This is a genomic window from bacterium (genome assembly GCA_022616075.1).
Lineage (GTDB): Bacteria > Acidobacteriota > HRBIN11 > JAKEFK01 > JAKEFK01 > JAKEFK01.
Genome location: JAKEFK010000268.1, coordinates 1 through 10,753, shown reverse-complemented (window position 1 = coordinate 10,753; position 10,753 = coordinate 1). Strand labels below are relative to the sequence as shown.

At 49.9% G+C, this 10,753-nt stretch carries 7 protein-coding genes; 5 read left to right on the top strand and 2 right to left on the bottom strand.

Annotated elements, in window-relative coordinates:
• The first annotated feature begins 168 nt into the window (after positions 1 to 168).
• The 3 genes from L0156_22265 to rpiB all read left to right on the top strand — a co-directional run bounded on the left by L0156_22265 (position 169) and on the right by rpiB (position 4,727).
• Positions 169 to 2,190, top strand: coding sequence for a glycosyltransferase (locus L0156_22265; GenBank protein MCI0605722.1), 2,022 nt, complete (start codon positions 169 to 171; stop codon positions 2,188 to 2,190).
• A 129-nt stretch (positions 2,191 to 2,319) separates the two neighbouring features.
• Positions 2,320 to 4,275 (top strand): transketolase, encoded by a 1,956-nt coding sequence (tkt, locus tag L0156_22260; GenBank protein ID MCI0605721.1) that lies wholly within the window; start codon positions 2,320 to 2,322, stop codon positions 4,273 to 4,275.
• The gene (gene rpiB / locus L0156_22255) at positions 4,272 to 4,727 is read left to right on the top strand and encodes a ribose 5-phosphate isomerase B (GenBank protein MCI0605720.1); all 456 of its coding nucleotides are present in this window, start codon (positions 4,272 to 4,274) and stop codon (positions 4,725 to 4,727) included. Before tkt ends, rpiB begins: the two co-directional genes overlap by 4 nt.
• Before the next feature lie 24 nt (positions 4,728 to 4,751).
• On the opposite strand, the gene L0156_22250 is transcribed toward rpiB, so the two are convergent.
• Complete coding sequence (locus tag L0156_22250) at positions 4,752 to 7,640, bottom strand: aminotransferase class III-fold pyridoxal phosphate-dependent enzyme (protein ID MCI0605719.1); 2,889 nt, start codon at positions 7,638 to 7,640, stop codon at positions 4,752 to 4,754.
• 100 nt (positions 7,641 to 7,740) lie between these two features.
• On the opposite strand from L0156_22250, the gene L0156_22245 reads away from it, so the two are divergent.
• Both L0156_22245 and L0156_22240 read left to right on the top strand, forming a co-directional pair.
• Positions 7,741 to 8,901: an amidohydrolase family protein gene (locus tag L0156_22245; protein ID MCI0605718.1), complete on the top strand. Its 1,161-nt coding sequence runs from the start codon at positions 7,741 to 7,743 to the stop codon at positions 8,899 to 8,901.
• Positions 8,902 to 8,925: 24 nt separating this feature from the next.
• On the top strand, positions 8,926 to 9,369 hold the full coding sequence (locus tag L0156_22240) for a VOC family protein (GenBank protein ID MCI0605717.1): 444 nt from the start codon (positions 8,926 to 8,928) through the stop codon (positions 9,367 to 9,369).
• Between the two features lie 251 nt (positions 9,370 to 9,620).
• On the opposite strand, the gene L0156_22235 is transcribed toward L0156_22240, so the two are convergent.
• The gene (locus tag L0156_22235; protein MCI0605716.1) at positions 9,621 to 10,586 is read right to left on the bottom strand and encodes a DUF1028 domain-containing protein; all 966 of its coding nucleotides are present in this window, start codon (positions 10,584 to 10,586) and stop codon (positions 9,621 to 9,623) included.
• Positions 10,587 to 10,753: the final 167 nt, after the last annotated feature.

Below are 10,753 nucleotides of genomic sequence, written 5' to 3'. Positions count from 1 at the left end.
GTCCGCAAAAACTTGGTAGCTCGACGAGTTCATTGCGGGCAGGGATGCCCGCGCTCCCACTAACTCGCCGCAATTCTTGACTTTTTGGACAGTCTCGCGGGTGACTCGCCCGCAGAAGATCGCGTTGTGTATAATATTGCGTTTGCGGGCGGAACGCCCGCGATACTTATGCCATTATTTTCACGCATCTTAAGAAAATCATCCGGTGGCGGCACGGCAGTCCAATTTCCGCTTGTACTCAAAAACGTGACAAGGGGAGACGATCGATATGCCATCTGGGCGCACCAGCACCGCTGGACTGGGCGAAACGAGAAATGGTGTCGCCGGCAAATCGAGAAATTTCAAGATCGTCCAACGGTTGGGATTCTGATGCAATCCATCAATCCAAAGGTCGAGTTTTTTCGGCAAAGTCTGTCTTCCATCTTCAATCAGATTTATCCCTTCCATGAGCTTTCCATAGTGGATCGAGGTTCAACAGATCCGGAAGCGAAAAAACTTCTTGAATCGATTGAGAAAGATCCTCGAGTTAAAGTGAATTATCAGAAAGGAAGCGTGCGAGACATTACTGCGATTGCCAAAATCATGAAAAGAGCGGAAGCGGAATGGATTTTAGTGATGGGCGCTGAAGACGTGCTGGAACCGAACACCCTCTACAACATGGTTGCCACACTTCAAAACTCTGTAGAGATTGATTTTGTGTTTTCAGATTCCGATTTGATCGATGAACAAGGAACCCGTTTGGATCCTCAATTCAAACCTGTTTGGGCGGTCGGCTCGCATTATCCCGTTGGTTATTATCAGCATCCCGTTTTTCTGTCCTCGCGCCTTGTGGATAAGCTGAAAGGCCATGAACGAGTCAGCCAGTTAATGGAGGAAGGCGTTCTGCTCGATGAAGCTTCGAATCACAGTCGCTACGTGTTACAGGCGCCCGGTATTTTGTATCACGCCCGCTCGCATGGATTCAAACATGAAAAACCGCCGGATCCAGTTAGCAATGTTTTGATTAACGAGAATCTGATTCAGGAAGATGGGAAGATTCTAATTAACATACAGAAACGCGCGCGTTCCGAGCCAAAGGTCCCGTTGAATATTTTGTGGGCCATCGATTCGCTGGATCGCGATGACGGACCGGCCGTATGGTTTCACTACCTGCGGTATCTGTCGAAAGAATCCGGCCACAAGTTTTCGGTTTTATCATTGCAAGATGGACCGATGCTCGCTGAATACGAAAAGCTGTGTCCGGTTCTAGTCACCAACGAATCTCAATCGGAACTTTCCGAACGCATCACAAAACTCAACAGTGAAACTCCCTTTGATGTAGCATTTGTGAGCTCGGTGCAAAACAGCTGGTTTCCGGAAGCTCTGCAGCAACTGAATATTCCCACACTGTGGCAACTCTATCCAGCCGTAGACCAGCAGTTGACCGAAGTTCTGACGAAAAAGTTTCTGTTTCCCGCAACCATCCTGTTCTTGAATTCTGCGATCGCCACAAGATTCAAAGATCTCGATCCAAGAAACGTTTCCCGAATCCTACCCACGGGTGTGGATCTGGTAGACCTAAAGACGTTTAAGCAGAGAAACAGTCCATTCGATTTGCGTGAAAAGTTCGGAATCTCCAGATCGTCCAAAGTTTTTTCTATTGTGGGGCCCACGATTGAACGAAAAGGACAAAAGATGTTTGTGTCCGCTGCGCTTCGGGTCCTGGATCAGAATCCGGATGGCGAGCTGGACTTCTTCATCGCCGGTACGAGACCGGGAAGCTATCTGGAGGAATTGAAAACTCTCATCAACGATTGCGGGAAGGCGTCGCGGTTTCACCTCATTCCTGAAACACAGGATGTTTTTCAATATTATCCGTTTTATCTGCTTTCCGATGTGATCGTTTCCTGTTCAACGGAAGAAGTCTTTCCGCTAACGATTCTTGAAGCGATGGCAACAAAAAAAGCCGTGATCGGCACTAAAGTCTTTGGTACGCGTGAGGTCATAGAGCACGACGAAAATGGTTTTCTCGTGAAGTCAGGTGATGAGAAAGAGCTGGCCGAACGAATAGAATTTCTGATACAGAAACCGGATTATGTGGATTTTTTTGCTCGACGCAGTCTGGAAATTGTGTATGAAAAATTTCAATTCCGAAAGATCGCCGTTCGGCTGGAGGAATTGCTGCGCGAATCCATCGTGTACGAGCCATAGCGTGATAAAGTTAAACGTTTAACATTGAACTTTTGAACCCTTGAACCTTTGAACCTTTTGAATTCCCGGAGGTTTTGATTGGAATTACAGAAGCAATCCCTTGAAGAATTGAGCATCAACACGATCCGGATGCTCGCGATTGATGCAGTAGAAAAGGCGCAATCGGGACATCCGGGCACACCGATGGAAGCGGCCGCAATGGCTTATGAATTGTGGACCGATATTCTTCGCTACAATCCCACAAATCCCAACTGGCCGAACCGGGACCGTTTCGTGCTTTCGGCTGGGCATGCATCCATGCTTCTGTATGCCATGCTCTATTTAACAGGCTACGATCTTTCGCTGGAACAAATCCGCCAGTTCCGCCAATGGGGAAGCCAGACTCCGGGCCACCCTGAATACGGTCATGCTCCGGGCGTAGAAACGACCACCGGCCCTCTCGGTCAAGGTTTTGCAGCGGGCGTGGGAATGGCTGTTGCGGAAAAATATCTGGCCGATCTGTTCAACCGCCCGAATCAAAACATTGTGGACTACCACATTTTTGCGTACTGTAGTGATGGCGATTTGATGGAAGGTGTTTCATCAGAATCCGCTTCGTTTGCCGGCCACCATCGTTTGAACAAGTTGATTTACATTTACGGAGACAATCACATAACGATTGATGGAGAAACGGATCTCACTTTCAGCGAATCTGTAGGCGCGCGATTCGAAAGCTACAACTGGTTCGTGCAAAACATCCAGGGAAATGATCGTGCAGCGTTTCGAAAGGCTATTGCTGCGGCAAAGAATCAGAAGGAACGGCCATCACTGATCATTGCAAGAACAAACATCGGTTACGGTTCTCCTGGTAAACAGGATAAGGCGGTCGCACATGGGGCTCCGCTTGGAGCAGAAGAAGTGAAACGCACGAAGGAAAATCTCCGCTGGCCCGCAGAACCAACTTTCTATGTGCCAGACGAAGTTTTGCAACATTTCCGCAAAGCGGTCGAGCGCGGCAAACAGCTCGAAGCAGACTGGCAGGCGCGCTTCAATGAATACACTGATAAACATCCTCAGGAAGCAGCTTTATGGAAGCAAATCAGCCAAGGAAAACTGCCGGAAGGTTGGCAAAAATCGATTCCGGACTTTAGCAAAGAAAAAGGAATGGCTACGCGCGCAGCATCCGGCAAAGTCTTAAACAGTCTTGCCAATACGCTTCCACATCTTGTGATCGGGTCGGCTGATCTGGCAGAATCCACGAACACTCTGCTAAAAGACAAAGGCAGTTTCGGCAAACAACCGGGCGGAAGAAATATTCACTTTGGGATTCGCGAACACTGCATGGGTGGTGTTCTAAATGGAATGGCGCTGAGCAAAATGTTGATCCCAGCAGGCGGAACGTTTTTCATCTTTTCCGATTACATGCGCCCGGCGATGCGTATTGCCGCGCTGATGAAACTGAACACAATCTATGTCCTCACTCATGACAGTATCGGCCTGGGTGAAGATGGCCCCACGCACCAACCGGTGGAACATCTTGCTTCGTTTCGCGCAATGACAAACATGACCACTCTGCGTCCCGCAGATGCAACCGAAACCGCCGTCGCCTGGGAAATCGCATTGACTCGCCGGAAGGGCCCGGTTTGTCTGGTTCTTACGCGTCAGAAACTTCCTGTAATCGATCGTTCACGCTATGCGCCCGTAGAAAATGCAAAGAAGGGTGGATATGTACTCGCGGATGCGCCGGATAAAAATCCGGATTTGATTTTGATGGCAACCGGTTCGGAAGTCTCTGTAATTTTGAGCGCGTATGAAAAACTCTCCGCCGAAGGAATCAAGGCGCGAGTGGTGAGCCTACTTTCTTGGGAAATTTTTGATGAGCAGCCAGACGCATACAAAGAAGAAGTACTGCCCACTTCTGTTACAGCTCGCATTGCGGTGGAAGCTGCTTCCCCCTTCGGATGGTGCCGCTACGTAGGCGATCGTGGCCAAGTGATTGGTATGACGACGTTCGGCGCCTCTGCACCGGTGGAAGTAAACATGGAAAAATTCGGCTTCACACCGGAGAATGTAATTGCTAAGGCAAAGAGTCTTTTGAAGCTATGAAGAGGGTTTCAATTGCTGCAGATCACGCGGGCTTTCCGCTGAAGTCAGTAGTTATTCGGTTTCTACGCAATAGTGGTTATGATGTCATCGATCTAGGGACTCATTCTTCAGACCCTGTTGACTATCCCGATTACGCGCGCGCCATTGCGGAATCGATTCTAAGCGGACAAAGCACAGAAGGAATTCTGCTGTGTGGCAGTGGCGTCGGCGCGTGTGTTGTCGCAAACAAATTTCCGGGAATTCGCGCGGGCCTCTGCCATGATACATATTCCGCACACCAGAGCCGCGAACACGATGACTGCAATGTGCTCTGCATGGGACCCCGCATCATCGGCGACAAATTGGCGCTGGAAATCGTTGGTGTGTGGATCAAAGCTAAGTTCACCGGAGAAGAACGGCACGTAAAGCGCCTCGAAAAACTGAAAGCTATCGAAAAACAACTGTATAAATAAAGTAGCGCGGGCGTCCCGCCTGCATTATTTCAGCGGCGTCTCCCCCAGTACTACGTCTAGATTCTGAACCAGCCAATCCGCATCTTCTCTTGTAAACACCATCGGCGGTTTGATCTTGATCACATTGTGGTAGGCGCCATCTGTGCTCAACAAAATTCCTCGTTCTTTCATCCGTTCAACGATGTAAGAAGCTTCTTGGGGAGCAGGGGTTAATGTGGTTCGATCCTTCACAAATTCGATGCCAAGAAAGAGTCCCAGACCCCGAACATCACCAATCAACGCATGTTTCTGTGTTAAGGATTGCAACCCCGCTTTCAAATATCCTCCGGTTTCCAGCGCGTGCGCCTGAAGATTCTCTTCTTCCATCACATCGAGAACGCTGAGTCCTATCGCGCAGGAAACCGGATTGCCGCCAAATGTATTGAAATACTCCATTCCATTTTCGAAAGCGGCTGCAATTTTTGAAGTTGTAACAACAGCGGCAAGCGGGTGTCCGTTTCCGATCGGTTTTCCCATCGTCACGATGTCCGGCACAACATTCTGCGTTTCAAAACACCAGAAGTGGCTCCCCACTCTTCCGAATCCGACTTGTACTTCATCCACAATGCACACGCCATCCTTTTCGCGAACATGTTGAAAAGCATGCTCGAGATAGTGCGCCGGCAAAATAATCTGACCACCGCAACCGAGCGCCGATTCAACAATGAATGTGCTTCCAGGTTGGGCCATGGCACGCACATCTTCAGCGTACTTCTCGCCTGCTTCCGGGTCGCCATACCTGAAAGAACCACGATAAAGATCCGGCATCACGACTTTGCGAACAAAAGGCGGCGCTCCGGAACCGCCCGGACCATCGAACTTATAAGGACTGATCTCGATCAACGAACTGAGATTTCCATGATAAGCGCCTTCCACAACGATCGTGCTTTGATTGCCCGTGTAAACCCTCGCCAAGCGCAATGCCAGATCATTGGCTTCGCTTCCGGAACAAACGAAAAAACAGATCTTCAACGGCTCAGGCAATGTTGCGCATAACCGCTCTGCGTATTCCACTAGATTTTTATGCAGATAACGCGTATTGGTATTCAACGCGCTCATTTGCTTTTGCGCTGCTTCCACCACGCGCGGCTGTGCATGACCCACATGGCACACATTGTTCACGCAATCCAGATACGCTCGACCATTCTCATCGAAAAGGAACTGCCCTTTCCCTCGGATGATCTGTAGCGGGCTCCGGTAAGAAATGCTCAACGAGCTGCTGATATGCTCTTTTCGCCGCGACAGAATTTTTGCGGTCTCTCTTTGCTGACCTTCGGTCTGCTTAACGCCATAAATCAGATTCGGATCCGGACACAGACTGAACCAAGTTTTCTTATGTCCGGATGCACAAAGTCCGGGAAATGTTCCCTGCTCATCCAGCAAATCAAGAATGATTTGCAAATGAAGATGCGGTGGCCAGTTTCCATTTTCTTCGAACGTTCCCACTCTTCCGAGGCAAACCCCTTTCACAACACTTTTTCCCGCATACAGACCAAGCAGCGAATCGGTGCTCAGATGGCCATACAGTAAAAAGAATGGAATTTCGCCTGCGCGATACTCAACGATAATGGTGGGTCCGTAATCTCCCGCTTCGGCGTTGTTTCGAAAGCTATGGATCACGCCGTCGTAAGGACTGTAAACCGGCGTCCCCGGATCGGCGAAATAATCCAATCCCAGATGAATGGATCGCCACTCATAACCTTCATTTCCGAGGAGCCGGCACCCGGGAGAATTCGCAAAACGCACTTCCCCATATCCTTGAGGTTCCGGTGCGGGCGACTCGCCCGCGGAGCTTTCCTCTAACCATTCCTGCACTTCTCGCGATCTCGGATAAGGCTCCAATTCACAAGCTTCCCTGAATCGGTAAGTTGCCAAGCGCGGATGTATTTGACTCAGCTTTTCCAGCAACTCCCACGCAGGCGCTTCGCTGATTCGCAAATATTCATTCGCAGGTTCTTCTTGCTGCTGAAATGCAGAGATGCTGACGCTCAAACACAAACGCATACTAATAAAGTAATAGAGGAGCGCTATTTCCGTTTCAGTCAAAGGAAAGACGCTGTGATAGCCGCGCACAACTTCAACTGCCGCGGATAATGGATCCGGCTTCTCCAGCATTGCGTATGCGGTCCCGATTGCAACTTCTGAAACTGTATACGTGAACAGCATGTCCCCAAAATCGATGAGTCCAATGGCGGGGGCCGCGTTGCTGTCTTCCTGAAACACAAGAACGTTGTATTCATTCGCATCGTGATAGACGACTGCCTTCCGCAACGAAGGCAACGCTGGGACCACAAATTCCCGCCAGTGAGACAAACAATTCCGAATGATTTTGCTTCTGTTCCCTTCCTTGATGTTACGACCAAAATGAAGAAGGACCCATTCAGCGCGATCAAAATCCCAGCGGAGATCGCGACGCGCGGCAGCATGATGAAAGCCACTCAACGCATGATCCATGTGTCCGAGTGCTTTTCCAAGATTCCGCAACAGCGCAGCGGAATGCGGGCGGAAGAGCGCGAGCGGAACTCCGGGTAAGTAGGTAAGCATCCGCACAAAATGAGGACGGCCCGAAGAATCAACAACCGAGGCCATCCCTTTGTTTTGTACATTCCTGCAAATTCGTTGTGTGAAAGCAAAATCGGTACGCGAAGCCACGTGCTCCATCGCTTTATTTTGCATTTCCAGCGTCTCTTCCAGCTCCAAAGCGCTGGCAATCTTCAAAACAAATTCCTTTCCGCTTCCATCCCGCAAATAAAAATTCTGATCTCGCTCACTTGGCAGCTCTTCAAAATATCCGGACATACGGTAGAGGCTCTGCGCGATCTCCACCGCTTCCGATTCTGAAAATTGCGGTCGCCTTCGTTCAATGAACGCCATAGGGAAAGTGTATCAGTAAACAAAGTAGCGCGGACGTCTCGTCTGCGGATCTGCAGGCGGGACGCCCGCGCTACTTTGTTAATCATGTTATCCTCAGAACATGTGCCTGGCTCATTGGATCGCCCCACAAAAATGTATTGAAGATCTATTGAAATCAATCAGCAGCAAAGCCGCTGATCTGGTACGCAGAGCATTTGAAAACATCGATCCGCAAAAGCAAATCGACTATCACACGCACATTGCAGGTGTGGGTGGTGGAGGTTCAGGAGCATTCGTGAATCCGCGGATGCTCAGCTGGAAACATCCTTTTCACCGCATCAAATTCCGCGTTTACCGCACCGCATGCGGAGTTGTAAACGAAGCAAAAACCGATGAAGAGATGGTCCAGAGACTCGCGGATCTCATTCGCAACAATCCATTTCATGGGAAACATCGCCTTCTCGCATTCGACAAAAACTACAGATTGGATGGCACAGTGAATCTTGAAAAAACGGAATTTTATGTGCCGAATGAATACGTTTTTGCGATTGCGACGAGTCATCCGGATCTTTTCGTTCCGGCAATCTCGGTTCATCCATACCGTGAAGATGCCCTGTCAGAGCTTGAGAAATGGGCTGCCCGCGGCGCGGGCATGATCAAGTGGCTTCCGAATGCAATGGGAATCGATCCATCCAATCCAAAATGCGATGCCAGCTATCAAAAGATGAAAGATCTGGGACTGATCCTGCTCAGCCATGGCGGCGAAGAGAAAGCCGTGGAATCGGAAGAAGATCAGAAACTGGGAAATCCTATGTTGTTGCGAAGAGCATTGGATCATGGAGTCAAAGTGATCGTTGCTCATTGCGCGGGACTTGGCACGAATGAAGATCCGGACAATCCCGGAAGGAAAGTTCCTAATTTTGAGCTCTTTTTGCGGTTGATGGATGAACCACGCTATGAAGGGCTGGTGTTTGGTGACATCTCGGCAATGACACAATTCAACCGGCTCGGGGTGCCGGTCACAACGATTCTGCAGCGAGACGATTTGCACGAGCGGCTGGTCAACGGAAGCGATTATCCCTTGCCCGCAATCAATTTCTTGATTCTTACAAAACCACTCGTCAGGCATGGATACATCTCAGCGGAACAACGCGGTTTGTTAAGAGAGATCTACAAATCAAATCCTCTCGTGTTTGATTTTGTCCTGAAACGAAACCTGGTTGCGCCCGGCACAAACAAGCGCTTTCCCGATTCTGTATTCCAGGCACATCCTGAACTTTAAAGAGTAGAAACTGTAGAGATAGTTATGTTAGTAAACCGTTCAGCGCCAACCGCAACTGTAGTCCCGATTCTGGTTTACGAAGACTTGGGTGAAGCAATCAAATTGCTGTGTGATGCCTTTGGTTTCACCGAGCGTCTCCGCTTTACAACTCCGGATGGGACGATCAGGCATGCCCAGCTTGCGATCGGTGACGGTGATATTATGGTGGGCCGCATGGGCGGCAACTTTCGCCCTCCTCGTCCTGGCGAAGTAAATCAATATGTGCACGTAAGCGTTGAGAATGTTGACCAGCACTTTGAACACACCAAAAAATACGGTGTAAACATTGTGGAAACACCTGCCGACAAACCTTTCGGTGAAAGACAATACACCGTTGAAGATCATGCGGGGCACCGGTGGACATTTTCTCAACACATAGCAGATGTCGCGCCGGAACAATGGGGCGCCACAACATCTCAGGAACAGTAGAGTGGAAGCCGCCTTGCAGGTATTGGGTTCCGGAGGTCCGTTGAATGGCGGTGGGCGCGCATCAACGTCTTACTTGTTGTGGTTGAAGGGACGTCCATCACTCATCGTAGACCTTGGTGAGGGAGCCGCAGTCAACTTTGCGAGAACAGGGGCAAACCTAAATGACGTAGATGCTATCTTGCTCAGTCATGCTCAGTTCCATCAGGGAAGTCTATCGTGGTGACGTCTCCATCGCATCGGATGTGGACATTCTACGGCTGTGACTGTTTACGGATTCGTTCCGCGGCATCTGCCGTCAACACACCAGCAGCAGGAAGTCTTCCAAGCAGTTCGAGCCATCGGGGACCTGCGCGGAACAGAGGTCGCAAAAGATTTATTGCTCTGGATTCTTCTCCGGCTGTGAACATACCAATCGCAGCCCAGAAAATCATTTCCTCATTTTGCGGCTGAAGCGCCATTGCGAGTTCGTACTCCTTCATTCCATCGGCTGTTCGTTTCTCAGCAAGAAGGTCATCCCCTTTATCCATGTGTCTGTACGCGCGATGAAGCTGCAATAGCCGTCGCAACTCCTGCAACGGCTCCGGATGGTCATCCACGCGCAGATCGATTTGCCGGTTCTTCCAGATCAGACCTGTTTTATTTGCGCTTACCACAATGATTGCCGCCGATTGCTTCCCGCGGACGTCTCCACCTTCTTTTTGCGCAGCCTCAAGCGCAGCCAGCATTCGATCCGCCAGATCTCCTTTAGCAGCTTCAAAAGCTTGCGCCATCGCGGCCCAGACGGTCGGTTTCTCCATCATATTCGCCTGCACGGAATAATTCGATCCCGTTTTGTGTCCGGCGTGTTCAATGCATTTTTTTCCTGTATGAGCAGCGACATTTCCGTTGCTATCGATCATTGCGACCTGTCGAACCCCCTCACTTTTATCAGAGGCGATCAGACTCTTGAGCGCATCCGGGGCGCTCTTTCCAGATTTCATCAGCTCCAGGCCAAGCGGACCATAGGAGACTTCAGTAAATGACTGTGTAGCTACGGCGCCAACTCCTGCTTCCGCCCATGGCACGCGAGATCCAACAGCAAACCAGTGTGTCTGCACAGCGACACCTAGTTCGCCTGAATCAGGATCACGCGCAACAATGGAATACGTGTGATCGGGTATTTCGGCCGAAACAAAAGACGGTATGATTATAAGAAGTAATGAGAAAGCGAGTTTCATTTAACCTCCTAGTGCCGTGTAATACAAGGTTCTAAAGCGATTCTCCCCCTTAATAAGGGGAGGAGTCAGTAAACATTCATATGTTACAGGACACTAGTACTTCGATCATAGCAGAGCCGGCTCGAAGCCGGAGACTGTCCGAAAAGTCCGGAGTTGGCGAGTTCTAG